General features: G+C 65.9%; 22 protein-coding genes. 17 read left to right on the top strand and 5 right to left on the bottom strand.

Translation table 11 applies throughout. From position 1 onward, the window contains the following. The first annotated feature begins 76 nt into the window (after window positions 1–76). Window positions 77–637, top strand: coding sequence for a DNA-3-methyladenine glycosylase I (locus ABT375_RS13205; protein ID WP_416462893.1), 561 nt, complete (start codon window positions 77–79; stop codon window positions 635–637). Beyond that, window positions 634–1179, top strand: coding sequence for a membrane-like protein (locus tag ABT375_RS13200; protein WP_416462891.1), 546 nt, complete (start codon window positions 634–636; stop codon window positions 1177–1179). Before ABT375_RS13205 ends, ABT375_RS13200 begins: the two co-directional genes overlap by 4 nt. Here ABT375_RS13200 and ABT375_RS13195 read toward each other — a convergent pair. Beyond that, entirely contained in the window at window positions 1176–3599 is a 2424-nt protein-coding gene (locus ABT375_RS13195; RefSeq protein ID WP_416464900.1) for a ligase-associated DNA damage response DEXH box helicase, read from the bottom strand. The two genes, ABT375_RS13200 and ABT375_RS13195, sit on opposite strands and share 4 nt — an antisense overlap. A gap of 157 nt (window positions 3600–3756) precedes the next feature. On the opposite strand from ABT375_RS13195, the gene ABT375_RS13190 reads away from it, so the two are divergent. The 3 genes from ABT375_RS13190 to ABT375_RS13180 all read left to right on the top strand — a co-directional run bounded on the left by ABT375_RS13190 (window position 3757) and on the right by ABT375_RS13180 (window position 6356). Then, window positions 3757–3954: a hypothetical protein gene (locus ABT375_RS13190; protein ID WP_224546668.1), complete on the top strand. Its 198-nt coding sequence runs from the start codon at window positions 3757–3759 to the stop codon at window positions 3952–3954. A gap of 137 nt (window positions 3955–4091) precedes the next feature. After that, window positions 4092–5417, top strand: coding sequence for a cystathionine gamma-synthase family protein (locus tag ABT375_RS13185; protein WP_224546666.1), 1326 nt, complete (start codon window positions 4092–4094; stop codon window positions 5415–5417). A 3-nt stretch (window positions 5418–5420) separates the two neighbouring features. Then, the gene (locus tag ABT375_RS13180; RefSeq protein ID WP_416462889.1) at window positions 5421–6356 is read left to right on the top strand and encodes a 2-hydroxyacid dehydrogenase; all 936 of its coding nucleotides are present in this window, start codon (window positions 5421–5423) and stop codon (window positions 6354–6356) included. A 104-nt stretch (window positions 6357–6460) separates the two neighbouring features. Here ABT375_RS13180 and ABT375_RS13175 read toward each other — a convergent pair whose 3' ends face one another. Beyond that, complete coding sequence (locus ABT375_RS13175; RefSeq protein WP_224546664.1) at window positions 6461–7189, bottom strand: hypothetical protein; 729 nt, start codon at window positions 7187–7189, stop codon at window positions 6461–6463. A gap of 256 nt (window positions 7190–7445) precedes the next feature. On the opposite strand from ABT375_RS13175, the gene ABT375_RS13170 reads away from it, so the two are divergent. From ABT375_RS13170 to ABT375_RS13145, 6 genes are all read left to right on the top strand, one after another. Next, window positions 7446–7892 carry a DUF3576 domain-containing protein gene (locus ABT375_RS13170; protein WP_224546662.1) on the top strand — a complete coding sequence of 149 codons (447 nt, stop codon included), beginning with the start codon at window positions 7446–7448 and terminating at the stop codon, window positions 7890–7892. A 100-nt stretch (window positions 7893–7992) separates the two neighbouring features. Further along, window positions 7993–10521 carry a leucine--tRNA ligase gene (leuS, locus tag ABT375_RS13165; RefSeq protein WP_416462887.1) on the top strand — a complete coding sequence of 843 codons (2529 nt, stop codon included), beginning with the start codon at window positions 7993–7995 and terminating at the stop codon, window positions 10519–10521. A gap of 63 nt (window positions 10522–10584) precedes the next feature. Beyond that, window positions 10585–11085, top strand: a complete 501-nt coding sequence (gene lptE / locus ABT375_RS13160; protein WP_224546658.1) for an LPS assembly lipoprotein LptE — start codon at window positions 10585–10587, stop codon at window positions 11083–11085. Further along, the gene (holA, locus tag ABT375_RS13155) at window positions 11082–12107 is read left to right on the top strand and encodes a DNA polymerase III subunit delta (RefSeq protein WP_416462885.1); all 1026 of its coding nucleotides are present in this window, start codon (window positions 11082–11084) and stop codon (window positions 12105–12107) included. The genes lptE and holA overlap by 4 nt, the downstream gene beginning before the upstream one ends. A gap of 598 nt (window positions 12108–12705) precedes the next feature. Next, window positions 12706–13110, top strand: coding sequence for a peptide-methionine (R)-S-oxide reductase MsrB (gene msrB / locus ABT375_RS13150; RefSeq protein ID WP_416462884.1), 405 nt, complete (start codon window positions 12706–12708; stop codon window positions 13108–13110). 212 nt (window positions 13111–13322) lie between these two features. Next, entirely contained in the window at window positions 13323–15452 is a 2130-nt protein-coding gene (locus tag ABT375_RS13145) for a transglycosylase domain-containing protein (RefSeq protein WP_416462882.1), read from the top strand. A 3-nt stretch (window positions 15453–15455) separates the two neighbouring features. Here the strand turns inward: ABT375_RS13145 and ABT375_RS13140 are convergent, their stop codons facing one another. Next, a complete protein-coding gene (locus tag ABT375_RS13140; protein WP_416462880.1) occupies window positions 15456–16460 on the bottom strand; it encodes an aspartyl protease family protein in 1005 nt (334 codons plus the stop codon). A 265-nt stretch (window positions 16461–16725) separates the two neighbouring features. Between ABT375_RS13140 and rho the strand changes: the two genes are divergently transcribed. Together rho and ABT375_RS13130 are read left to right on the top strand one after the other, a co-directional pair. Continuing rightward, complete coding sequence (gene rho / locus ABT375_RS13135; protein ID WP_224546648.1) at window positions 16726–17982, top strand: transcription termination factor Rho; 1257 nt, start codon at window positions 16726–16728, stop codon at window positions 17980–17982. Window positions 17983–18101: 119 nt separating this feature from the next. Further along, window positions 18102–18824: a YjbE family putative metal transport protein gene (locus ABT375_RS13130; protein ID WP_224546646.1), complete on the top strand. Its 723-nt coding sequence runs from the start codon at window positions 18102–18104 to the stop codon at window positions 18822–18824. 72 nt (window positions 18825–18896) lie between these two features. On the opposite strand, the gene ABT375_RS13125 is transcribed toward ABT375_RS13130, so the two are convergent. Together ABT375_RS13125 and ABT375_RS13120 are read right to left on the bottom strand one after the other, a co-directional pair. After that, window positions 18897–19865, bottom strand: coding sequence for a quinone oxidoreductase family protein (locus ABT375_RS13125; RefSeq protein ID WP_416462878.1), 969 nt, complete (start codon window positions 19863–19865; stop codon window positions 18897–18899). Continuing rightward, entirely contained in the window at window positions 19862–20563 is a 702-nt protein-coding gene (locus ABT375_RS13120; RefSeq protein WP_224546642.1) for a dienelactone hydrolase family protein, read from the bottom strand. The genes ABT375_RS13125 and ABT375_RS13120 overlap by 4 nt, the downstream gene beginning before the upstream one ends. Before the next feature lie 152 nt (window positions 20564–20715). Between ABT375_RS13120 and ABT375_RS13115 the strand changes: the two genes are divergently transcribed. The 4 genes from ABT375_RS13115 to rsmG are packed head-to-tail and all read left to right on the top strand — an operon-like array spanning window position 20716 to window position 24804. Continuing rightward, complete coding sequence (locus tag ABT375_RS13115) at window positions 20716–20964, top strand: DUF6489 family protein (protein ID WP_066607277.1); 249 nt, start codon at window positions 20716–20718, stop codon at window positions 20962–20964. 4 nt (window positions 20965–20968) lie between these two features. Further along, window positions 20969–22261 (top strand): tRNA uridine-5-carboxymethylaminomethyl(34) synthesis GTPase MnmE, encoded by a 1293-nt coding sequence (gene mnmE, locus ABT375_RS13110; RefSeq protein WP_416462876.1) that lies wholly within the window; start codon window positions 20969–20971, stop codon window positions 22259–22261. A 60-nt stretch (window positions 22262–22321) separates the two neighbouring features. After that, window positions 22322–24172: a tRNA uridine-5-carboxymethylaminomethyl(34) synthesis enzyme MnmG gene (gene mnmG / locus ABT375_RS13105; protein ID WP_416462874.1), complete on the top strand. Its 1851-nt coding sequence runs from the start codon at window positions 22322–22324 to the stop codon at window positions 24170–24172. After that, the gene (gene rsmG / locus ABT375_RS13100) at window positions 24169–24804 is read left to right on the top strand and encodes a 16S rRNA (guanine(527)-N(7))-methyltransferase RsmG (RefSeq protein ID WP_416462872.1); all 636 of its coding nucleotides are present in this window, start codon (window positions 24169–24171) and stop codon (window positions 24802–24804) included. Before mnmG ends, rsmG begins: the two co-directional genes overlap by 4 nt. The last annotated feature ends 1 nt before the right edge of the window (window position 24805 follow it).

The following is a 24805-nucleotide window of genomic DNA, read 5'->3' as shown; positions in this document are numbered from 1 at the left end:
CACGCCTCCACCCGGCCTCCCTGCCTGGGTGGGCTGGTGCGGCGACATGCGCGTTGCAGCGCATGAAGAATCTGTGATGGAGCGGGTCCGCTGCGGCTGGGCCGGGACCGACCCGCTTTATTGCGCCTATCATGACGATGAATGGGGCGTGCCGGAACGCGATTCGCGGATGCTCTGGGAAATGCTGATGCTGGAGGGATTCCAGGCTGGCCTGTCCTGGATCACCATCCTGCGCAAGCGCGAGACATTCCGCGCCGCCTTTGCCGGCTTCGACCCGGACAAGGTCGCGGCCTTCACCGATGCGGATGTCGAACGGCTGATGGGCGACCCCGGCATCGTCCGGGCGCGGGCCAAGATCGTCGCGACGATCGCGGGCGCGCGCATCTTCTGCGCGATGCGGGACGCGGGCGAGGATTTTTCCGCCTATGCCTGGTCCTTCGTCGATGGGGTACCGTTGCAGGGGGACGGGGTGACCGTCCCGGCGCAGACCCCGCTATCGGTTGCTATCTCGAAGGATTTGAAGGCGCGCGGTTTCAAATTCGTCGGCCCGACCATCGCCTATGCGTGGATGCAGGCGACCGGCCTGGTCAACGACCATGCCGTCTCCTGCTTCCGCCGCGACGCGCTGCGGCCATGAAGGCGGCGCGCCTGCTGCTGCCCGTCGCCCTGCTCGGCGGGTGCGGGGACGGGGAGCCGGTCGCGAATCAGACGCAGCCGGTGCCGGCCAAGGCGATCGCCGTGCCGATCGACAAGGGGGGCGTCGTGCATGAGGCGATGACGGCGGCCCCGCCTCCGCCGACCGCCGTACTGCCCAAGCCTTTGGTTTCACGTGGAACATCATCGCCACGCCCCGCCGCACCCGCTTATCGCGCGATCGGCACCGAGCCTTTCTGGGCGGTCACTGTCCGCGGATCGACCGCTACGCTGGAACGGCCGGGCCATGCGCCGCAGCGCTTTTCCGTGCGGACGGAGGCGGACGACAAGGCTATCCGCTATCAGGGCGACGGCTTTGCCATGACGCTGACGCAAGGACCGTGCAGCGACGGCATGAGCGATGCGATCTGGTCCGACCGGGTGCAGGTGGCGTTCGGCGAGGGGACGCTGAAAGGCTGCGGCGGCGAACGGGATGGGGGCGAACGGGACGGGGGCGAACGGGACGGGGGCGACGACGCGCCTTAATCCGCGCGCATCGCTTCGGCCACCAGCGCTTCGGCCTCTATCAGCAGCGCATCCTCGGCCGCTGGTTGCGCCACATGTTCGCGGCCGATCAGGATCAGCACCGGCACGGCGAGCGGACTGACCCGTTCCAGCGTGACATGGAGCATCGTCGTCGCCGCCCGGTCGATCAGGTCGCCCAGCCGCCCGACATCGGTCATCCGCGCGCGCGCATCGGCCCAGGCGGCCTTCAGGAGCAGATGGTCGGGCTGATATTTGCGCAGCACGTCATAGATGAGGTCGGTCGAGAAGGTCACCTGCCGCCCGGTCTTGCGCTTGCCCGGATGCTGGCGCTCGATCAGGCCCGAAATCACCGCCACATCGCGAAAGGCGCGCTTCAGGAGGCTCGACTGCTCAACCCAGTCGACAAATTCATGGTCGAGGATATCGGCGGAAAACAGGCTCTTCGGATCCGTCACGGGCTTCAGTCCATAGACCGCCAGCGCATAGTCGTTGGAGACGAAACCCAAGGGCATCAGCCCCTGGCTCTCCATCCGCCGGGTCAGCAACATGCCGAGCGACTGGTGCGCATTCCAGCCCTCGAAGCTGTAGCAGACGAGATAATGGCGCCCTTCATGCGGGAAGGTTTCGATCAGGAGCTGGCCGGGCTGGGGCAGGGCGGAGCGCAGCTTCTGCATCTCCAGCCATTCGCGTACATCGGGTGGAAAGCGATGCCATTCCTGCGGCGCCGCCAGGAAATGCCGCACCCGGTCGGCGAGGCGGGTGGACATCGCCATGCGGGTGCCGCCCCAACTGGGAATGCGCGCCTGCTTCGATGTCGCCCGGACCGTGAGGTCGGACGTGTCCATCCGCACCACCTCCAGCGCCATGCCGGAGAAGAAGAAACTGTCGCCGGGGCGTAGCTGCGCCGCGAAGCCTTCCTCGACCGTGCCCAGCTTGCGCCCGTTGGCGAAGCGAACGGCGAGCGCCGGCTGGTCGACGATGATGCCGGCATTGAGCCGATGCTGCTGGATGAAGCGCGGGTGGGACACGCGCCAAAGCACATTGCCCTGGCCATCATCGTCCTGCGTCAGCCGCTTGAACCGGTCATAGGCGCGCAGCGCATAGCCGCCGCCCTCGATGAAATGCAGGACATGGTCGAAGGCTTCGGCGGTCAGCCCGCTATAGGGCGTGGCGGATCGCAGCTCGTCCAGCAGATCCTCCGCCCGGAACGGCCCGGCGCAGGCCAGGCCCATCACATGCTGGGCCAGCACATCCAGGCTGCCGGCGCGGAAATCGTCGGCGTCGCGCTCGCCCGCCTCGACGGCATCGAGGGCGGCGCGCGCCTCCAGATATTCGAAGCGGTTCCCCGGAATCAGGATCGCCTCGCTCGCCTGATCCAGCCGGTGATTGGCGCGGCCGATCCGCTGGAGCAGGCGTGACGATCCCTTGGGCGCGCCCATCTGGATCACGCAATCGACATTGCCCCAGTCGACGCCAAGATCGAGCGAGGCCGTCGCCACCAACGCGCGCAGCTTCCCCGCCGCCATCGCCGATTCGACCTTGCGCCGCGCCTCGATCGACAGGCTGCCATGGTGGATGGCGATCGGCAGGTTGGCGTCATTGGCGGACCAGAGTTCCTGGAAGATGAGTTCGGCGAGGCCGCGCGTATTGCAGAAGACCAGCGTCGTCTGCCGCGCCTCTATCTCCGCCATCACCTGTTTCGCGGCATATTTGCCCGAATGGCCCGACCAGGGGACGCGGCCTTCGGGGATCAGGATGGCGACGTTCGGCTCCGCGCCCGCTTCGCCCATCACCGGCGTCACCCTGTCGATATCGCCATCGGGTGCGAGCCAGGCGCGATAGGCGTCGACATCGGCGACCGTGGCGGACAGGGCGACGCGGCGCAGCGCCGGGTTGATCGCCTGCAACCGCGCCATCGACAGGCTGAGCAGGTCGCCTCGCTTCTGCGTGGCGAAGGCATGGACTTCATCGACGATCACGGTCCGCAGGTCGGAAAAGAGCAAGGCCGCGTCGGGATAGCTGAGCAGCAGCGACAGCGATTCGGGCGTGGTCAGCAATATCTGCGGCGGACGGACGCGCTGCCGCGCCTTGCGATCGGACGGCGTGTCGCCGGTGCGCGTCTCCACGCTGATGGGAAGCCCCATCTCCTCGATCGGGGTCAGGAGGTTGCGCCGCACATCGACCGCGAGCGCCTTCAGGGGCGAGACATAAAGGGTATGCAACCGGTCGGTCGGATGGGCGATCAGATCGGCGAGGCTGGGCAGGAATCCGGCCAGCGTCTTGCCCGCGCCGGTCGGCGCGACCAGCAAAGCATGGTCGCCTCGCTGCGCCGCCCCCAGCATGTCCATCTGGTGCCGCCGCGGTCGCCATCCGCGCGACGCGAACCAGCGTCCAATGATGGCGGGGAGGGCGAGCGGCATCAGGGGGATGTAGGGAGCCATGGTCCCGCTGTCACGCTCTGCGCTTTGCCACGAGGTTTCGGCCATGGTAGATTGCGCCTCTTCCTTCAGGACCGCGCAACGCCCTACAGGATCAAGCGTATAGTCTGTTGCGCAGCATAGCGCATGGAGAGTGGCCATGACCAAGACCATCCACACAGAGCCGATGCCGGACGTCTTTTTCGACATCTGGTTCATGCCTGCCGCCTTCTGGACCCAATGGTGGGGCTTTTATGCCGAGACGTTGAATGTCGGTCGTCTCTGCACGCCGCATCATCCGGTCGTACAGGATGAGTCGCCGGTCGATATCGAGGTCGAAGAGGGGCTGGTCGCCTGAATCGCCGCGGGGCACGCGGAATAATCATATAACGGCAAGAAATAATCTTACGCGCCCCTCTGGCCCTCCGCCGCCGCCCTGCGTTACACTCCCGCCACGACAGCGGCGCATCAGACGCCGCCAGCAGGAGATATGATATGACCGGCGAAACCGAAGCCGACCTGACCGGCGTGGAAGCCCCGCGCAACCGCCGCCGCCCCAAGGCCCCGATCATGGAGATCGACGGCCGCAAGCTGAAGCCTGCCACGCTGATGATGGGCCATGGCTATGATCCGACCCTGTCGGAGGGGTCGCTCAAGCCGCCCATCTTCCTGACCTCCACCTTCGCCTTCGAAAGCGCCGCGGCCGGCAAGCGCCATTTCGAGGGCGTGACCGGCATTCGTCCCGGCGGGTCGGAAGGGCTGGTCTATTCCCGCTTCAACGGCCCCAATCAGGAGATTTGCGAGGATCGCCTGTCGGTGTGGGAAGAGGCGGAAGATGCGCTGCTCTTTTCCAGCGGCATGTCGGCCATCGCCACCACATTGCTGGCGCTGGTGCAGCCCGGCGACGTGATCGTCCATTCGGCGCCGCTCTATGCCGCGACCGAATCGCTGATCGGCCGCATATTGGGCAAATTCGGGGTGCAGTGGCTCGATTTTCCGGCCGGCGCGACCGAAGAAGAAATCGGCGCGGTGATCGAGAAGGCCAGGGGTCTGGGCCGCGTCGCCCTGCTCTATCTGGAAAGCCCGGCCAACCCGACCAACGTGCTTGTCGACGTGGAAGCGGTGGTCGCGCGGCGCGACTCGCTGTTCGCCGGGGAAGCGCATGTCCCGCCGATCGCGATCGACAATACGTTCCTGGGGCCGCTGTGGCACAAGCCGCTCGCCCATGGCGCTGACCTCGTCATCTACAGCCTGACCAAATATGCCGGCGGGCATAGCGACCTCGTCGCGGGCGGGGTGCTGGGCTCCAACGCGCTGATCACCACCATCCGGTTGATGCGCAACACGATCGGCACGATCCTCGATCCCCATAGCGCCTGGATGCTGCTGCGATCGCTGGAGACGCTGGAATTGCGCATGAGCCGGGCGGGCGAGAATGCGGAGAAAGTCTGCGCCTGGCTCAAGGACCAGCCGCAGGTGGAGAAGGTCGTCTATCTCGGCTTCCCCGAAACCGAGCGGCAGGCCGATATCTACCGCCGTCATTGCACCGGCGCGGGATCGACCTTCTCGCTCTACCTCAAGGGTGGCGAGGCGGAGGCCTTCGCCTTTCTCGACGCGCTCAAGATCGCCAAGCTGGCGGTCAGCCTGGGCGGGACCGAGACGCTCGCCAGTCATCCCGCCGCCATGACCCATCTGTCCGTGCCGGCCGAGCGCAAGAAGGCGCTGGCGATCGGCGACAATATGGTCCGCATCTCGATCGGCTGCGAGGATGCCGACGACCTGATCGCCGATTTCGCCCAGGCGTTGCGGCAGGTCGGCTGAGCCATGACCCGCCCCTTGCTGTTGCTGGGCCAGCCGCATCTGGCGCCGCTGCTGCCGCTGCTGGAGGCGGATCATGACGTCATCGCCTTGTGGGATGCGCCCGCGCCGGATCGGCTGTCCGCAGTGGATGCGCTGGTCTGGGCGGGCGAATTTCCACTCGGCCGCGACCTGATCGACGCGATGCCGCGGCTGCGCCTCATCGCCTGCTTCACCGTGGGCTATGATGGTGTCGATCTGGGGCTGGCGCGGCAGCGGGGCATCGCCGTCGCCCATGCCGGCAATGTCAATGCGGAGGATGTCGCCGACCATGCGATCGGCCTGATGCTGGCGCATCGCCGCCGGATCGTGGACGGCGACCGCCAGGTGCGTGGCGGCGGCTGGACCGCCGCGACCAAGATGATCACCCGGTCGATCGGCGGCGCACGGCTGGGGATCGTCGGCATGGGCGCGATCGGCCAGGCGGCGGCCGAACGGGCTGCGGCGATGAAGATGCGCGTCGGCTGGTGGGGGCCACGGCCCAAGCCCGACCTGCCGTGGCCCCGCGCCGACACGCTGGAGACTCTGGCCCGAGACAGCGACATCCTGCTGGTCGCCGCGCGCGCCGATGCAGATAATCGCGGCATGATCGATGCCCGGATCATGGACGCGCTCGGCCCGGACGGATTGCTGGTCAATGTCGGACGCGGACAATTGGTGGATGAGGCGGCGCTGGTCGTCGCGTTGCGGAAGGGGCGGCTGGGCGGCGCAGCGCTCGACGTGTTCGACCCCGAACCGACCGATCCGTCACGCTGGGCCGATATGCCCCATCTGGTGCTGACCCCGCATAGCGGCGGCGCGACGCATGAGGCAGTGGGCCGGATGGCGCAGGCGCTGATGGCCAATCTGGCCGCCCATTTCGCCGGCGAACCGCTGCCATCGCTCGTGACCGGGCACGGGTGACGCCGAATCGATCGAAACGACAAGGCGAAAGGCGCAGCACGGCCGAATCAACGAACGCAAAGCAATCAGATGAACGGGAAGACGATCGACGGACCGTCAGCGCATCAGAATTTAAAGATGGTGCCCAGATAGACGGCCTGGCTGTCCTGCCGCTCGTCGGTCATCGGGGTCAGGCGACCCGCCACGCTATTATTGTAGCGCACGCCGGCGGTGACGTTCAGGTTGCGCGTCAGCGAATAGGAGCTGGCGAGATCGAGCGAATAATCCTTGTCCGCCGACGGATTGCGTACGGTCGCGCCGGGTTCGCGGCGGCTTTCGAGCAGCACCTTGGTGCTGAACCGATCCTTCTTGCCGTCATCCAGCGAGAAATTCTTCGCATCGACCATGGTTTCGACCGGCACCGGGTCCAGCGCCTTGCGGCCGACCGCGTCGGGCAGGGCGAACTTGCGCCAGTTATGCGCGCCGTTCAGGCTGAACGCCACCGGCTTGATGTCGATCGCATCGATCGCGCGGTTCACCGCCACCCGGTCGTCACCGGCCGCGCGCACCATGACGGTGATCGAACGCTGGCCGCTCTGCGAGCCGCTGGTCGGGGTGAAACGAAAACCCTGCCGACCCGCCGACGCCGCGATCTTCGCATAGGCCGCGGCAAGACGCGGGTCCTTGATGGTGGGGGTGAAGGAGGAAATGCTGCCCAGATCGCCCAGCGACACAGGCGCTTCCGCACGCAGCCGCATCAGATCGGTCGCCGCGCCGAAAGCGGGAGACAGCATGAAGCCAGCGACGGCCAGCGCCGCGCCCGTTCCTGCCAAATATCCCCTGTTCACACGCATGACCCGATTCTTTTCCCCGCCGATATGTCTTGCGTAACGCTCTACACCCGCAAAGCCTCCACTGACTAGGGGCAGAACGCCTTTTTGTCCGAGCTGTTGCATGGAACACACAGGCGTCGGCCGCCGAACGGGAGCGTTACCAGCGCGCGCGATCACGCATCCCGTCGCGTGCGCGGTCGCGCCCCCTTGCCCCGCGCCGCACGACCACTATAGAAGCGGTCAGTTTTTGTCGTCTTTTCATGCTAGGACATGCCTGATGGTCCGCCGCCTTCCCGCTTCTGCAACCGCCGGCCTGCTGCTGGCCGCGCTCCTTCCGCTGGCCGCTTGCGGTGGCGGCGCCAAGGACCGGCCCAAGGCCGACCTCGCCGCATCGAAGGTCACGACGATCGGCGTCAACGCCTATCTGTGGCGCGCCTCGCTCGACACCCTGTCCTTCATGCCGATGGTGCAGACCGATTCGAACGGCGGCGTGATCGTCACCGACTGGTATGCCAATCCCAACAGCCCCAATGAACGGATGAAGCTGACCGTGTCGATCCTGGACCAGGATTTGCGCGCCGACGCGCTGCGCGTCGCGGCCAGCCGCCAGGTCAACCAGGGCGGCCAGTGGGTCGACGCCCCGGTCGCCGCGGCCACCGTGCAGAAGCTGGAGGAAGTGATCCTGACCAAGGCGCGCGACCTGCGCCGCATGGCGATCGGCTGACCCACCGGTTCGGGCGGCGCAGGCGCGGCGTCCCATTTTTCTGATCCGTCGGGGCTGGGCTTGGAAAGGTCCAGCCCGATCGCATTTGTAAGGACATGACATGCAAAGGCGCTTCAACCCGCTTGAGGCCGACGCCCGCTGGCAGGCGACCTGGGACGAGCAGCAGAGCTTCAAGGCCGACGATGCGTCGCCCAAGCCGCGCAGCTATGTGCTGGAGATGTTCCCCTATCCGTCGGGGCGCATCCATATCGGCCATGTCCGCAACTATTCGATGGGCGACGTGCTGGCGCGATTCCGCCGGATGACGGGGCATGAAGTGCTGCATCCGATGGGCTGGGACGCCTTTGGCATGCCGGCCGAAAATGCGGCGATGGAAAAGAAGGTCCATCCGGGCGAATGGACGCGGTCCAACATCGCCAACATGCGCGCGCAGTTGAAGAAGCTGGGCTTCGCGATCGACTGGAGCCGCGAACTCGCCACCTGCGAGCCGGACTATTATGGCCATGAACAGGCGCTGTTCCTGGACATGCTGGAAGCGGGCATGGTCTATCGCAAGGAATCGGCGGTCAATTGGGACCCGGTCGACATGACCGTGCTGGCCAACGAGCAGGTGATCGACGGGCGCGGCTGGCGATCGGGCGCGCTGGTCGAGAAGCGCAAGCTGAGCCAATGGTTCCTGAAGATCACCCAGTTCGCCGACGATCTGGTGGCGGGCCTCGCCACGCTGGACCAGTGGCCTGACAAGGTGAAGCTGATGCAGGAAAACTGGATCGGCAAATCGGTCGGTTTGCAATTCCATTTCGAACCGGTCGCGCCGTTCGACAGCCGGATCGAGGTCTATTCGACCCGGCCCGACACGATTTTCGGGGCCAGCTTCGTCGCGATCGCCGCCGACCACCCGATCGCGCAGGCCGTCGCCGCGAACAACCCGCAAGCGGTCGCCTTCATCGATCAATGCAAGGCGGGCGGCACCACCGCGGCCGAACTGGAAACGGCGGAGAAGCTGGGTTTCGACACCGGCCTGACCGTCGCGCATCCGTTCGATCCCGACTGGCACCTGCCGGTCTTCATCGCCAATTTCGTGCTGATGGACTATGGCACCGGCGCGGTCATGGGCGTGCCCGCGCACGACCAGCGCGACCTCGACTTTGCGCGCAAATATATGCTCCCCGTCGAGCGCGTGGTCGCGGCCGAGGGCGACGAGCAGGCGCCGATCCATAACGAAGCCTATAGTGCGCCGGGCCGCCTGGTGAACTCCCGCTTTCTCGACGGCATGACCGTGGACGAGGCGAAGGCCGACGTCATCCGCCGCGCCGAATCGGAAGGCTGGGGGGCGGGCAAGACCGTGTTCCGCCTGCGCGACTGGGGCGTGTCGCGCCAGCGCTACTGGGGCACGCCGATCCCGGTGATCCATTGCGAGACGTGCGGCCCGGTGGGCGTGCCCAAAGCGCAGTTGCCGGTCATTTTGCCCGAAGACATCACCTTCGATGTGCCGGGCAATCCGCTCGATCGCCATCCGACCTGGAAGCATGTCGATTGCCCGTCCTGCGGCCAACCGGCGGTGCGCGAAACCGATACGCTCGACACCTTCGCCGATTCAAGCTGGTATTTCATCCGCTTCGCTAGCCAGCCATCCGACAAGCCGTTCGATCGGGAGACGGTCGAGAAATGGCTGCCGGTCGGCCAATATATCGGCGGCGTGGAACATGCGATCCTGCACTTGCTCTACGCCCGCTTCTGGACCCGCGCGCTCCAGCATATGGGGCAATTGGGCTTCGCCGAGCCATTCACCGGCCTGTTCACGCAGGGCATGGTGACGCACGAGACCTATAGCCGCGAGCAGGGCGAGGGGCTGCCCCCCGTCTATTTCGCACCCGGCGAGATCGACCGGACGTCCGAGGGCGCGACCCTGATCGCCGACGCTGCGCCGGTCGAGGTCGGCCGCGTGATCAAAATGTCCAAGTCCAAGAAGAATGTCGTCGATCCCGACGACATCATCGCCCAATATGGCGCGGACGCGGTACGCTGGTTCATGCTGTCCGACAGCCCGCCCGAGCGCGACCTGCCCTGGACCGAGGCAGGAATCGAGGGATCGTGGCGCTTCGTCAACCGCGTGTGGCGGCTGTTCGGCGAATATGACGCGTCGGCGGAAGGCGCCGACAAAGCGCTGGATCGCAAGCTGCACCAGACCGTCGATGGCGTCGCCCGGGATATCGAGGCGCTGGGCTTCAACAAGGCCGTCGCCAAAATCTACGAACTGGTCAACGCGATCGAGAAGGCCAAGCCGTCCGCGTCGCGCACCGCCGCGATCCGTGGCCTTGCGCTGCTGGTCGCGCCGATGACCCCGCATCTGGCCGAAGAGGGCTGGGCGGAGATGCACGGAAACGGCCTGATCGCCGACGCCGCCTGGCCGCCGGTCGATCCGGCGCTGCTGGTGGACGACGAAGTCACCATCGCCTGCCAGGTGATGGGCAAGCTGCGCGACACCATCACCGTGCCCAAGGGGACGCCGAAGGACGAACTGGAACGGCTGGCGCTGGCCGCGCCCAACGTCATCCGCACGCTGGACGGGGCCACGCCCAAGAAGATCATCGTCGTGCCCGACCGGCTGGTGAATATCGTCTTCTAAAACGGCCTTGAAGGCAGGAAGGGGCTTCGACAAGCTCAGCCCGAACGGTTAAAGGTCTCACCCATGAAGCGCATCCTGCCCCTGCTCGCCATCCCGTTGTTCCTCTCCGCCTGCGGGCTGCGCCCCGTCTATGGCGGGGGCGGACAGGGTGCGGTGGCGCAGGCGCTGGGCAATGTCACGGTCGAACCGATCGAGGGCAAGGGCGGATGGCTGGTGCGCAATGCGCTCAACGACCGGCTGTCGGCGATGAACAGCGGCAGCGGCCCACGCTACAAGCTGGTGGTGAAGCTGGACGACGATATCAGCGGCTTCGGCCTGCGCGCCGACGCCGCCATCACCCGCGAGCGCCGCACGTTGCGGGCGCGCTATCAACTCGTCGATGAAGCCACCGGCGCGCAGTTGCTGGACGATACTGCCGGGTCCGACGCGGGCATCGACGTCACGTCGAGCGAATATGCCACGATCGCGGCCGAAGACACGGCGCTGGAACGGCTGTCGCAGACGGTGGCGGACCAGATCGTCACCCGGCTGGCGCTCTATTCGCGCAAGGCGGCCAATCCTTGAAGGCCAATCGCGGCCAGATCGAACGGGCGCTCGACGCGCCGCCACAGGATATCCGCTTCTTCCTGCTCTACGGACCCGACGAAGCAGGCAGCGAATCGCTGGCCAAGCGGCTGGAGCGCGCCATGGGGCCGCAGGCGGAACGGATCGACCTGGACGGCGCGACGCTGAAGGACGATCCCGCCCGGCTGTCCGACGAAGCCGCATCCTTTTCCATGTTCGGCGACAAACGCTGGATTCGCATCAACGGCATGGGCGAGGAATCGGTGCCGGCGCTGACGGCGCTGCTGGAGGCGGAAGCCGCTGGCAACCCGGTGATCGCGGTCGCCGGCGCGCTGAAAGCCACGTCGAAGCTGGTCAAGCTGGCTCTGGATCACAAGGCGGTGATGGCCTGCATCTCCTACCAGCCCGACGCGCGCGAATCGGAACAGATCGCGGTCGGCATCGCCCGCGACGGCGGGCTGCGCCTGCCATCCGACCTCGCCCGCCGCATCGTAGATCTCGCCAATGGCGACCGCGCGCTGATGGCCGGCGAGATCGAGAAGCTGATCCTCTATCTCGACGCCGCGCCCGACCGGCCGCGCGAGGCGACGGCGGAGGCGCTCGACGCCTTGTCCGCCGACAATCCCGACACGGAAGTCGGCCCGCTGGTCAACGCCGTGCTGGGCGGCGACCTCAAGGCCATGCACCGCGAACTCACCAGCCTCAGCGAAACCGGCACGGCGATGGCCTCGGTCATCCGCCCGCTGCTGAACCGCGCGATGCTGATCGCCCATATCCGCACCGATTTCGACGCCGGCGGCCGGCTGGAAGGCGCGGTCGAGGCGGCGGGCAAGGCAGTATTCTGGAAGGAAAAGGGGCTGGTGTCGCGGCAGGTGCGGCAATGGGATGCGCCTGGCATCGCCCGCGTGCTGCAACGGCTGCTGGATGCAGAGCGCGCCACCCGGTCGGGCCGGGGGCTGGGCGACCTGATGGTACGCCACGAATTGCTGACGATCGCGCGGCAGGCAGCGCGCGAGCGATAGTGTGGGCACCGCAGCGCCCACACTAAAAATTAGGACTTGTGGACAGCGTAAACGATCAGCTTCCACCTGATGCTCCCGCTACTTTGCGGATGCTGGTGGTGATTTTGCGGCGGAAATGGGTTGCCACCATTGGCCGCTATTTCCCACCCGCAGCCCTTGCAACGATAGATTCCCGACCAAGGCACATTTTGTCCGGGACCATATTCCTTATCAAAAGCATCGCTATCGGACGAGCTCACATAGTGAGCATATTTGTAACTAGCCATAGCCTCGCAACTCCTCGCGAGTGAAATGGCCGAACTTGACATCAGGACTGAAGAGACTCATTGTCTCCATGTCGACAGACCCTGTTTTCCGCAGTTCGGCCTACGAACGCGGAAGCTGGAATTACAGGCCGTCAAGGGTGCCAGCCCTTGGCGGCCTTAGTGATTCCAGCGCCAAGGAAAAATTTGTATTAACCCTGTGCAAGAGTCAACAGGATTCAAGCTGTTGTTATGAATCATGTTTTAGAATGTACAACATATAGTGCTTACCATGTTTGTTCTCGACTAACGTCGATTGACTTGAACCCCCGGTTCGCCGGGGCCATATTGTCGCCATGGACAAGCTGAACCTGAGCGAAGCCGAATGGCGCGCGCGCCTTTCCCCCGAACAATATCATGTGCTGCGCGAAGCCGGCACGGAACGGGCCTTCACCGGCCCCTATAATGGCAACAAGGCCGACGGCGTCTATCATTGCGCCGGATGCGGCGCGGAACTGTTCGACGCGGAAGAAAAATATGACAGCGGATCGGGCTGGCCCAGCTTCACCGCGCCGGTGGATATCGACGCGGTCGAGGAGATTCGCGACGCCAGCCACGGCATGGTCCGCACCGAAGTGCGCTGCGCGACCTGCGAGGGTCATCTGGGCCATGTCTTCCCTGACGGGCCGGGCGTCAACGGCCTGCGCTATTGCATGAACAGCGCCAGCCTGGACTTCAAGCCGCGCGACGAAGAGGCGTAACCACCACTATCCGCTCGTTTCGAGCATGTGGAGAAACGCGTGCGCCATGCTGGCCGCTTCTCGACTAAGCTCGAAGCAAACGGATTTGTTGGCGTCGGTTCATCCCCGGTAAAGCGCCGCTCTCCATGGAAGGCGCGACGGTCTTTTTCCGCGCCGGACGCATGATTTGCGCTGGCAGGGGCCGGGATTAGCGCGTATCCGGGGCGGCACAAATGGCAGGATCAGGCAAGAGCAAGGGCGCGCCGCGTGGCCGCGCGAAGACATGGATGCTGCGCGGGCTGAAGATCGGCCTCGCGGCGGCGGTGGCCGGGCTGCTGGCCGTGGTTATCGCGGTGGTGATCGCGATGCAGTCGCTGCCCGACTATGACAGCCTGAAATCCTCCCCCAATGGCCAGATGATCCGCGTCCATGCCGCCGACGGCAGCGTGATCGTGTCCCTGGGGCCGAGCTTTGGCCGCTGGATGGATTATGACCAGATCCCGCAGGTCATGGTCGACGCGATGGTGTCGACCGAGGACAAGCGTTTCTACCTCCATCCCGGCGTCGATCCGATCGGCATGGCGCGCGCCGCCTGGGTCGCGGTGGAACGACGCGGATCGGGCCGCCGCTGGCAGGGCGCTTCGACCATCACCCAGCAGGTGACGCGCAACATCTTTCTCAACAACAGCTATAGTTTCGGCCGCAAGCTCCGCGAAATGGTGCTGGCGCTGGCGCTGGAGCGCAAATTCTCCAAGCGGCAGATCCTCGAACTCTATCTGAACAAGGTCTATTTCGGCGGCGGCGCCTATGGCATCGACGCCGCGAGCCGCAAATTTTTCGGCCATCCCGCCAACAGCCTCAGCCTGCCCGAAGCCGCGATCGTCGCCGGGCTGGTCAAGGCGCCGTCCAGCTATTCCCCCACCGCCGACGCGGAAGCCGCGATCGGCCGCGCCGGCGTGGTGCTGGACCTGATGCAGGAAAATGGCGCCATCTCCGCGTCGCAGCGGGCCGCGGCCGACATCCAGGACGTCAAGCTGGCGCCCGAAGCGCCGCAGAACAGCGTGCGCTATTTCACCGACTGGGCGCTGCCCCAACTCGACCTGCTGATCGACGAGCCGAACGAGCCGCTGGAGGTCTATACCACCATCGACCTGGGGATGCAGAAGGCCGCGACCGCAGCGATCCAGGCCAATGTCCCGTCCGGCACCCAGGGTGCGCTGGTCAGCCTGGACCGCGACGGCGCTGTGCGGGCAATGGTCGGCGGCCTCGATTATGTGACGTCCAACTATAATCGCGCCACCACCGCGACGCGCCAGCCGGGGTCCGCCTGGAAGATTTTCGTCTATATGGCGGCGCTGGAGGCGGGCTATACGCCCGATACCGGCGTGACCGACGAGCCGGTGACGATCAATGGCTGGTCGCCGCGCAACAGTTCGGGCCGCTTTTCCGGCGACATCGATATCCGCACCGCCTTCGCCTATTCGATCAACACGGTCGCCGCGAAGCTGGGCGTCGAGGTCGGCTTCCCGACCGTCGCCGACATGGCCCGCCGCTTCGGCGTCACGACCCCGGTCAATACCCATCCCTCGATGGTGCTGGGCACGTCCGACGTCCGCCTGATCGACATGACCCGCGCCGCCGCCTCGATCGCGCGCAAGGGCATCGCGGTGACGCCCTATGGCATCACCAAGGTGACCACCGCCGACGGCCGGCTGCTCTACAGCCACCAGGACGACACCAGCCGCGTGCTGGTCGCCCCCTGGGTCGCCGCCGGCATGACCGACCTGATGCAGACGGCGGTCAGCACCGGCACCGGCAAGGCCGCGCAGATCGGCCGGCCGGTCGCGGGCAAGACCGGCACCACGACCAGCAACAAGGACGGCTATTTCCTGGGCTTTTCCAGCGGCATCACGACCGGCGTCTGGATGGGGCGCGACGACGCCAAGTCCGTGGGCGGACTACAGGGCGGCCGCGCGCCCGCCCGCGCCTTCGCCGATTATATGAAGGCGGCCGTCGCCAAACGCCCCGTGGAACAGTTCGAAACTCAGGTGACCTTGCCCGAATGGCAGCTGGAGCCGGACGAGGAGGCCTATTATGGCAGTCCGGACAACGGGATGGACGGCGGCGCGGACGGGCCCGGCGGCATGATGGTCGACGAGAATGGCCTGCCGATCCAACGCCCCCGCGCACGGTCTCCGGACGGGGATAGCGACGATCCGCAGATGGAGGTCGACCCCGAAGACCGGCCCCAGCAGGACCGGCCGCAGCCGCCGCGTATCGACCAGCAATGGATCGACAATGTGCTGGGCCGCGACCGCCAGCGGCAGCAGCAGCCACCGCCGCGGCCGACACCCAATCCCTAGGCCCTAACCCTTCACCCCGTCATTGGCGGCGAAGCGCGTCTTGCTCAGCGCGCTCGCGTCGGGCAGCAGGAAATCCACCTTCCCCCTGCCGAAATCGATCGCCACCCGGTCGAAAATCTTGAGCGCGCTGATGCCCAGCAGCAGCGCCGGCTTGTCCTTCATTCCCAGTTCGGCAAAGGGGCTGGCGTCGGCGAACAGCACCGGCACCTCGGTCAGGTTGACGCGCCCCATGCGCACCGACTTGATCCGCCCGACCTGCCCCGTCAACAGGCCGCCGGTCACGCTGGTCAGCGTCGCTTCCAGCATGGCGGGTGCGCGCTTCTTCGCCAGCAGCCGGTCGCGCAGCGCCAGATTGCCGATACTGAAATTGGTGCCGGTATCGAGCATGATGTTGACCCGCATCCCGTTGACGTCGGAATCCAGCAGGATCAACTGGCCGCGCTTGCGCCGCGCCTCCACCACGATCGTATCGGGATCGGTCGACCGGGCGCGCGTGGCGCCGCTGTTGGCGATCTCCATGCGCCCGGTGCGGAAATTGAGGGTCACCCGTTTCGCGTGCAGGCTGTCCAGCCCCAGCAGGCCCGGCGCGCCCAGATCCACGCCCTCCAGCACCGGCGCTTCGATATCGTCGATCGTGCCGCCGCCAAAGCCAAGCCGCGGCACTGCGACCGTCCCGGCCTCCGACCGGCCGGTCATGCTGATGATCGTAACATTGGCGCGAGGCGACAGCGCCAGCTTTTGCGCCAGGTCGCGTGCGATCACCGTCCTCTGCGATCCGGTGTCGATGACGAAGTTCCATGGTCCCTTGCCGTCGATCGAAATCGGGATGGTCACCCGATCATCCAGCGCCGGTCCGGTGTGGACGACCGCCGGCGGCACGTCGGGATCGAGGATCGCGGGGGCGGGGAGGGGAGCGTCCTGGGCGGCAAGCGCCGGAGCGCCGATCGCCAGCGCGAAACCCAGCAGAGCCCGCAACGAGATCCTTGGCGAGACAGGGCGCCGTCCCATCCTCATCCTTCCATTTTATCGCCCATTCATACCATGGAAGGCCGTCGTCGCGCCAGCGGCACCGTCCGGCCCGGATGGGGCGCAAAAAGGCGATTTCCGGCGGCTTTCCCTGCTCGACACATCTTGACTTGACCATGGTCGGATCGTTAAACGGCGAACGATCCATCCCGTCCGTCCGGAACGGGACTCGACCGGCATCCTGCCCGGTTCTAAAACCTTCTTTATTTCCGGCGCATTCCTCCTCTCGCCATCGGACCGATTCGCAATGCATCTCAAGGACCTCAAGAAAACAGCGCCCGCAGACCTCGTCACCATGGCCGAAGAGCTGGGTGTCGAAAGCGCATCGACGCTGCGCAAGCAGGATCTGATGTTCGCGATCCTCAAGGCGGAGGCGGAAAATGGCGAGCAGATCATGGGCGAGGGCACGATCGAGGTGTTGCCCGACGGCTTCGGCTTCCTGCGCAGCCCCGAAGCGAACTTCCTGGCCGGCCCCGACGACATCTATGTCTCGCCCAACCAGGTGCGCCGTTTCGGTCTGCGCACCGGCGACACGGTAGACGGCGAGATCCGCGCGCCCAAGGACGGCGAGCGGTATTTCGCCCTGACCAAGCTGGTGTCGGTCAATTTCGACGACCCCGATGTGGTCCGCCATCGCGTCAATTTCGACAATCTGACGCCGCTCTATCCCGAACAGAAGCTGACGCTCGATCCGGGCGACCCGACCCAGAAGGACAAGTCGGCCCGCGTCATCGACATCGTCTCGCCCCAGGGCAAGGGCCAGCGTACGCTGATCGTCGCGCCGCCCCGCGTCGGCAAGACGGTGATGCTCCAGAATATCGCCAAGGCGATCACCGACAATCATCCCGAAGTGTTCCTGATCGTCCTGCTGATCGACGAGCGCCCGGAAGAAGTCACCGACATGCAGCGCAGCGTGAAGGGGGAAGTCGTCTCCTCCACCTTCGACGAGCCCGCCACCCGCCACGTCCAGGTCGCCGAAATGGTGATCGAAAAGGCCAAGCGCCTGGTCGAGCATAAGAAGGATGTCGTCATCCTGCTCGATTCGATCACCCGCCTCGGCCGCGCCTATAACACCGTCGTGCCCTCGTCGGGCAAGGTGCTGACCGGCGGTGTCGACGCCAATGCGCTCCAGCGCCCCAAGCGCTTCTTCGGCGCCGCGCGTAATATCGAGGAAGGCGGCTCGCTCTCCATCATCGCCACCGCGCTGATCGACACCGGCAGCCGCATGGACGAAGTCATTTTCGAAGAGTTCAAGGGCACCGGCAATTCGGAAATCGTGCTGGACCGCAAGGTCGCGGACAAGCGCATCTTCCCGGCGCTGGACGTCGGCAAGTCCGGCACCCGCAAGGAAGAGCTGCTGGTCGACAAGCCCAAACTCAGCAAGATGTGGGTGCTGCGCCGCATCCTGATGCAGATGGGCACGATCGACGCGATGGAATTCCTGCTCGACAAGATGAAGGACAGCAAGACCAACGAAGATTTCTTCGATTCGATGAATCAGTAAGCGGCGCCCGCGATCCTTGCGGTCGCGCGCCGGTCCATCATAAATTTTGCCGCGACAGCCGGGCCATGTATATGGTCCGGCTTTCTTCTTCCTACAGACAGGGACGTTAGCAGGCCGCCATGATCGACCTCATCGCCACCGCCGCGTCGGCGGCCCAGGGCCTCGGCTCTCCCGCCGATATCTGGCAGCATATCGTCAATGATTTCAGCAATATAACCTCACCCAGCGCGCTGGCCGCCTTCGGGCAGGTGCTGATGATCGACATTCTCCTGGCCGGCGACAATGCGATCGTCGTCGGCGCGCTGGCGGCGGGGCTTCCGGCCGCCCAGCGCAAGAAGGTGATCCTGATCGGCATCATCGCCGCGCTGGTGCTGCGCATCGCCTTCGCGCTGGTGGTCAGCCAGTTGATGCAGATCGTCGGGCTGATCCTGGCCGGTGGGCTGCTGTTGCTGTGGGTCAGCTTCAAGATGTGGCGCGAACTCCATCCCAAGCGGGGCGGGGACACGCCGGGCGACAGCAGCGATGACGATGTGTCGGGCCTGCGCCCGGCCAAGAGCTTCGCTGCGGCTGCCTGGGCCGTGGCGGTCGCCGACGTCAGCATGAGCCTGGACAATGTGCTTGCGGTTGCGGGCGCCGCGAAGGACCATCCCGGCATCCTCATCATCGGGCTGATCCTGTCCGTGGCATTGATGGGCATCGCCGCCAACATCATCGCCAAATATATCGAACGCTTCCGCTGGATCGCCTATCTCGGCCTTGCCGTCATCATCTATGTCGCGGTCAAGATGATCTATGAAGGCTTTGTCGACCATCAGGTCGGGATATTGACGCTGTTCGGCTGAATGGCCGGACGCGCAAAAATGGGGGCGGAACCATATCGGTTCCGCCCCCATTTTTCGTGCTTCAGCAGAGCATCAGGGGATGAGGATCGTCGCCCCCGTCGTCTGCCGCGCCTCCAGCGCGCGGTGCGCCTCGGCCGCATCCGCCAGGGCGAAACGCTGGCCGATCACCGCCTTCACCACGCCGCGTCGCATCCGGTCGAACAACCGGTCTGCGCTATGCGCCAGTTCCTCGGCCGTCGCGATATAGTCGAACAGGGTCGGCCGGGTGACATAGAGCGATCCGCCGCGGCTCAGGTCCAGCAGGCTGACCGGCGGCACTGCCCCCGACGCATTGCCATAGCTGACCATCAGCCCACGCCGCCTGAGGCTGGCGAGCGAGGCGGCCCAGCTATTCTTGCCCACGCCGTCATAGACCACGTCCACGCCCTGGCCCCCGGTCAGGTCGCGCACACGCGCAGCCAGATCATCGAAACGTCCGTGCAGGCTCTGGTCGGCATCGACGCTGGCCGCCTTTTCTGCCGATCCGCAATGGGCAATGACGATCACGCCCTTGTCGCGCAGCCAGGGGACGAGGACGGAGCCGACGCCGCCGGCCGCCGCATGAACCAGCGCGACCTGCCCGGCCCGGAGCGCGATCGTGTCTTCGGCCAGATAGCAGGCGGTCATGCCCTTGAGCATCATCGCCGCCGCATCCTGCGTCGATACGCCATCGGGAATGCGCACCACCCGATCCGCCGCGACGATCCGATGGGTAGCGTAGGCGCCCAGCCCGGTGGTGCAGCCAACGACATCGCCGACCGCAAAACCGGTCACGCCCGGTCCGATCGCGGCGATCCGTCCCGTCCCCTCCGACCCCAGGGGGGTGGGCAAGGGGGCCGGGTAGAGGCCGGTGCGATAATAGGTATCGATGAAGTTGAGGCCGACCGCATCCTGCGCGATCAATATCTCGCCTTCACCCGGCGCGCCGGGATCGAAATCCTCGCGCGCGATCACCTCCGGCCCGCCATGAGCGCGGGCGACCATGCGCCATGCGCCGCTCATCCGGCGAGATGCTCGGCGAAGAAATCAGCGGTGCGGCCATCCGCCAGTTCGGCGCCCTCTTCGTCGCGACGCTGGCCCATCTCCGCTGCGAAGCCATGATCCAGCCCTGCATAGTCATGCAGCGTGACATGGCGATTGTCGGCCAGCCCCTCATGCATCGCCTTTTGCGCGTCGGGCAGGACGAAATGGTCGGCGGTCGGCACATGCAGCAGCACCGGCTTGCCGATCGCATGTTGTTCGCCCAGCAAGCCGTCGATGCCGACGCCATAATAGGCGACGAACGCATCGCCATCGGTGCGACAGGCGCTCATGAAGGCCAGCCGCCCGCCCAGGCAATAGCCGACCAGTCCTACCTTGCCGCCGCCAGCGGCGGGGCGCGCCGCCTTGATCGTCGCCTCGATATCGCGAATGGCCTGGTCCTGGTTGAGCTTCTGCATCAGGCCGAGTGCAGTCTGAAACTCTTCGGGCACATCGGCATCCAGTTCGACATGCGGCTGCTGCCGCCAGAACAGGTCGGGCGCATAGGCGACATAGCCGGCCTTTGCCCAGCTATCGCATTTGCGGCGAATGCCTTCATTCACCCCGAAAATTTCCTGGATGACGATGATCGCCGCGCTCGCCTCGCCTTCGGGCTTCGCCACATAGGCGTCGAATTGTGCGTCACCGTCCAGGGTCGTGATAGAAGTGAACTCGCCCATGCCGATATCCTTTCCGCTATGAGAATGGAGCGCATATTGGCCGATCCGGGCGGAGGCGCAACCGCCTGTCGCGTTTAAAAATTTGCCTTGATGCCGGCAATTGCGGCATGACAGCGCGCAGTGGATGCAAAGGCCAAGGGAAGGGCAGCGACATGAAGGTTACCGTCGACGTGGACTGCACTCCGGCCGAAGCCCGCTCTTTCCTGGGCCTGCCCGATGTCACCCCCATCCACGATAAATATATCAAGACGATGCTCGACGGCTTCGACGGCGTCGCCAATGTCGAGCAGATGGAAACATTGTTCAAAAGCTTCTCGCCCATGGGTGATGCGGGGATGCGCCTGTTCCAGCAGATGATGAATATGGGCCTGGCGGGCATGTCCGGCGGCGACAAGAAATAGGCCTGTGTCCGGTTCCGACGGCGACACGATCTTCGCCCTGTCGAGCGGTGCCCCGCCGGCGGGGATTGCGGTCATAAGGATCAGCGGCGTCCGGGCCGGGGCAGCGCTTGCTGCTTTGGCCCGCCGCTTGCCATCCCCCCGCACCGCCAGCCTGGCGCTGCTGAAAGACCCGCGCGACGATGCGCCGCTCGACCGGGCGCTGCTGCTCTGGCTGCCCGGTCCCGCCACCGTCACCGGTGAGGATATGGCCGAACTCCATTGTCATGGCGGCCGCGCCGTGGTGGCCGCGGTCGAAGCGGCGCTGGCCGCCATGCCGGGATTGCGCCGCGCCGAAGCCGGAGAGTTCACCCGGCGCGCCTTCACCCATGGCCGTATGGACCTCAACGCGGTGGAGGGCCTGTCCGACCTGCTCGCCGCCGAAACCCAGGGCCAGCGCCGCGCCGCCCTGTTGATGGCGGAGGGGCATTTTTCCCGCCGCATCGACGGTTGGCGTCGCACCTTGCTCGACCTGTCCGCCATGGCCGAAGCCGCGCTCGATTTTTCCGACGAGGATGACGTGCCCGACGCCGCGATCGAAACGCGGATCGGGGAGGGGATCGCCGCGCTGGCGCAGGACGTCGCCGTCATCCTCGCCGCCCCATCCGCCGAGCGTCTGCGCGACGGCATCCGCGTGGTGCTGGCCGGGCCACCCAATGCCGGCAAGTCCACCCTGCTCAACGCGTTGGTCGGGCGCGAGGCGGCGATCGTGTCGGACATTGCCGGCACCACCCGCGACCGGATCGAAGTCCCCGCCGCGATCGGCGGCACCGCCTTCCTGTTCACCGACACCGCCGGCCTGCGCGGGGAGACGGACGATGCGATCGAGGCGATCGGCATCGACCGCGCCCGCGCGGCGTTGGACGCGGCCGACATCATCCTGTGGCTGGGCGATGCGGCTGAATTGCCGCGCACCGACGCCCTGCTGGTCGCCGCCCAGTCCGACCGCAGCGAGGCGGATCGCCCCGGCCTGCGCCTTTCCGCCCGTACCGGTGAAGGCATGGACAGGCTGATCGCCACACTTAAGAGCCGTGCCGCTGCGCTGCTGCCCGGGGAGGGCGACTATGCCCTGCATGCGCGACAGAGACAGCAAGTTGGACAGTTGCACGCACTTCTCGACGCGGCGGGCGCGACCTCCGATCTGCTCGTCATCGCCGAAGATTTGCGCCAGGCACGCCGCACCATCGACGCGCTGACGGGGCAGGCGGGGACAGAAGATATGCTCGACCGTCTCTTTTCGGGCTTCTGCATCGGCAAATGATGCATGTTCCACGTGGAACGCTTTTGACCCCACCCCCCTCATTCTGATAAGGGGCGGCTCATGCAAATACGCTATGATGTGATCGTGGTCGGCGGCGGCCATGCCGGCTGCGAGGCCGCCGCTGCAGCTGCGCGCAAGGGCGCGTCGGTCGCACTGCTCACCTTCGCCCGCGACACCGTCGGCGCCATGTCCTGCAACCCGGCGATCGGCGGGCTGGGCAAGGGCCATCTGGTGCGCGAAGTCGATGCGCTCGACGGGCTGATCGCCCGCGCGGCAGACGCTGCCGCCATCCATTATCGGATGCTCAACAGCAGCAAGGGCGCCGCCGTCCAGGGACCGCGCGTGCAGGCCGATCGCAAACGCTATCGCGCAGCCATTCACCAGATGCTCGACGCGCAGGCGGGGCTGGAGATCGTCGAAGGGGAGGCCGACGCGCTGCTGATCGCGGGCGACGCGATCGCCGGCGTAGCGCTGGCCGATGGCCGGACCATCGCAGCGCCAACCGTGGTGCTGGCGACCGGCACCTTCCTGGGCGGCAAGCTCTTTCGCGGCGATGAGCGCGAAACCGGCGGCCGGATCGGCGAACGCGCCGCCAGCGCGCTGGGCGTCCAGTTGCGCGACCTCGGCCTGCCGATCGCCCGGCTCAAGACCGGAACGCCGCCGCGCCTCGACGGCCGCACCATCGACTGGGCGCGTCTGGAAACACAGCCGTCGGACGGGGAGGGGTGGACCATGTCGCCGCTCTCGCCGGGCCGCGTCCTGCCGCAACTCGCCTGTGCCATCACCCGCACCAATGACGCGACCCATGCGATCATCCGGGACGGCATGGACCGGTCGCCCTTGTTCAGCGGCGCGATCGAAGGGCGGGGGCCGCGTTACTGCCCGTCGATCGAGGACAAGGTGCTGCGCTTCGGCGACCGCCACGGACACCAGATTTTCCTGGAACCGGAGGGGCTGGACGATCCGCTCGTCTATCCCAACGGCATCAGCACATCGCTGCCAACCGATGTGCAGATCGCGATGGTGCGGTCGATGCCGGGGCTGGAGCAGGTCGAGATTGCTGTGCCGGGCTATGCGGTCGAATATGACCATGTCGATCCGCGCGCACTCGATTCCACGCTGGAGGTGCGGCAATTGCCCGGCCTTTTCTGCGCCGGCCAGATCAATGGCACGACCGGCTATGAGGAGGCGGCCGCCCAGGGGCTGATCGCCGGCGTCAATGCCGCTGCCCGCGCGCGCGGCGACGCGCCGATGATCCTCGACCGCGCGAGTTCCTATATCGGCGTGATGATCGACGACCTGGTTTTGCAGGGCGTGACCGAACCCTATCGCATGTTGACCGCCCGCGCCGAATATCGGCTGCGGCTGCGCGCCGACAATGCGGAAACACGGCTAGGCCCGATCGGCCTGGCCCATGGCGTCATCGGCGCCGATCGCGCGGCACGACTGGCTGACCGCCAGACCCGGCTCGCCGCGATCGAAGCCGAACTGGCCCAGCCGAGGACCGCCAGTGAGATGGCGCGCGCCGGCGCAGCGGTCCGGCAGGATGGCGCGCGACGCAGCCTGTTCGACTGGGCGCGCTTCCCTGAAGTCGATCGGGACCTGCTCTGTACGCTCGCGCCTGCCCTGCGCGACGCGCCCGCCGACATGCGCGACGAAATATGGGAGGACGCCCATTACGCCCCCTATCTGCAACGGCAGGATAGCGAGATTGCCGAACTACGCCGGAACGAGCGTGTCATCATCCCCGCCGATTTCGACTTCCGCACTATCGGTGGCCTGTCCACCGAGATGATCGAACGTCTTGACGCCGCCCGCCCCGATACGCTGGCCGCCGCCGGTCGCATCCGCGGTATCACCCCCGCGGCGCTGGCTGCCATCCTCGTCCATGTCCGCCGGGTGGCGGCGTGACCGAAGAGGAAGCCCGCGCCTGGCTAGCGGCGCAGTGCGATGTTTCACGTGAAACATGGGACAGGCTGGAACGCTATGTCGCAATCCTGCTGTCCGCGATGGATGAGCAGAATCTGATCGCGCAATCGACCCGGCCCCATGTCTGGGCGCGGCATATCGTCGATTCCGCGCAGCTGCTCCTGCACACCAGGGATGCGAGCGATGGCGACTGGATCGATCTCGGATCGGGCGCCGGTCTGCCCGGTATCGTGCTGGCCTGCCTGTCCGGCCGGCCGCTGATGATGGTCGAATCCCGGCGCAAGCGGATCGATTTTCTGGAAGGCGTGATCGCCGAATTGGGCCTCACCCACGCGCGCGTCTTCGGCGGCCGGGTCGAAATGGTGCCGCCAGCCCATGCGGCTGTCATCAGTGCGCGCGCCTATGCGCCTCTGCCTAAATTGTTTGAATCGGCGCTCCATCTTTCGGATAAAAAAAGCCTCTGGGTGCTGCCCAAGGGACGAAATGCAGAAAATGAACTGGAGGCGGCGCGTCCGGCATGGCAAGGTGTGTTTCACGTGGAACCCAGCGTAACGGACGCCGATAGCGCCATCATCGTTGCCCACGCCGTGAAACCCGCCAAAAGGAAAGGCTAAG

Origin of the sequence: Sphingomonas sp. VDB2, assembly GCF_047946695.1 — a bacterium.
Lineage (GTDB): Bacteria > Pseudomonadota > Alphaproteobacteria > Sphingomonadales > Sphingomonadaceae > Sphingobium > Sphingobium bisphenolicum.
The sequence above is the reverse complement of the archived record's forward strand: the minus strand, read 5'-3'. Positions and strand labels throughout refer to the sequence as shown.

Bases quoted from the DNA above. Each gene is read 5' to 3' on its own strand.
- ABT375_RS13205 (WP_416462893.1), top strand. From the start codon at position 77: ATGGAGCGGGTCCGCTGCGGCTGGGCCGGGACCGACCCGCTTTATTGC.
- ABT375_RS13200 (WP_416462891.1), top strand. From the start codon at position 634: ATGAAGGCGGCGCGCCTGCTGCTGCCCGTCGCCCTGCTCGGCGGGTGC.
- ABT375_RS13195 (WP_416464900.1), bottom strand. From the start codon at position 3,599: ATGCCGCTCGCCCTCCCCGCCATCATTGGACGCTGGTTCGCGTCGCGC.
- ABT375_RS13190 (WP_224546668.1), top strand. From the start codon at position 3,757: ATGACCAAGACCATCCACACAGAGCCGATGCCGGACGTCTTTTTCGAC.
- ABT375_RS13185 (WP_224546666.1), top strand. From the start codon at position 4,092: ATGACCGGCGAAACCGAAGCCGACCTGACCGGCGTGGAAGCCCCGCGC.
- ABT375_RS13180 (WP_416462889.1), top strand. From the start codon at position 5,421: ATGACCCGCCCCTTGCTGTTGCTGGGCCAGCCGCATCTGGCGCCGCTG.
- ABT375_RS13175 (WP_224546664.1), bottom strand. From the start codon at position 7,189: ATGCGTGTGAACAGGGGATATTTGGCAGGAACGGGCGCGGCGCTGGCC.
- ABT375_RS13170 (WP_224546662.1), top strand. From the start codon at position 7,446: ATGGTCCGCCGCCTTCCCGCTTCTGCAACCGCCGGCCTGCTGCTGGCC.
- leuS (WP_416462887.1), top strand. From the start codon at position 7,993: ATGCAAAGGCGCTTCAACCCGCTTGAGGCCGACGCCCGCTGGCAGGCG.
- lptE (WP_224546658.1), top strand. From the start codon at position 10,585: ATGAAGCGCATCCTGCCCCTGCTCGCCATCCCGTTGTTCCTCTCCGCC.
- msrB (WP_416462884.1), top strand. From the start codon at position 12,706: ATGGACAAGCTGAACCTGAGCGAAGCCGAATGGCGCGCGCGCCTTTCC.
- ABT375_RS13145 (WP_416462882.1), top strand. From the start codon at position 13,323: ATGGCAGGATCAGGCAAGAGCAAGGGCGCGCCGCGTGGCCGCGCGAAG.
- ABT375_RS13140 (WP_416462880.1), bottom strand. From the start codon at position 16,460: ATGGGACGGCGCCCTGTCTCGCCAAGGATCTCGTTGCGGGCTCTGCTG.
- rho (WP_224546648.1), top strand. From the start codon at position 16,726: ATGCATCTCAAGGACCTCAAGAAAACAGCGCCCGCAGACCTCGTCACC.
- ABT375_RS13130 (WP_224546646.1), top strand. From the start codon at position 18,102: ATGATCGACCTCATCGCCACCGCCGCGTCGGCGGCCCAGGGCCTCGGC.
- ABT375_RS13125 (WP_416462878.1), bottom strand. From the start codon at position 19,865: ATGAGCGGCGCATGGCGCATGGTCGCCCGCGCTCATGGCGGGCCGGAG.
- ABT375_RS13120 (WP_224546642.1), bottom strand. From the start codon at position 20,563: ATGGGCGAGTTCACTTCTATCACGACCCTGGACGGTGACGCACAATTC.
- ABT375_RS13115 (WP_066607277.1), top strand. From the start codon at position 20,716: ATGAAGGTTACCGTCGACGTGGACTGCACTCCGGCCGAAGCCCGCTCT.
- mnmG (WP_416462874.1), top strand. From the start codon at position 22,322: ATGCAAATACGCTATGATGTGATCGTGGTCGGCGGCGGCCATGCCGGC.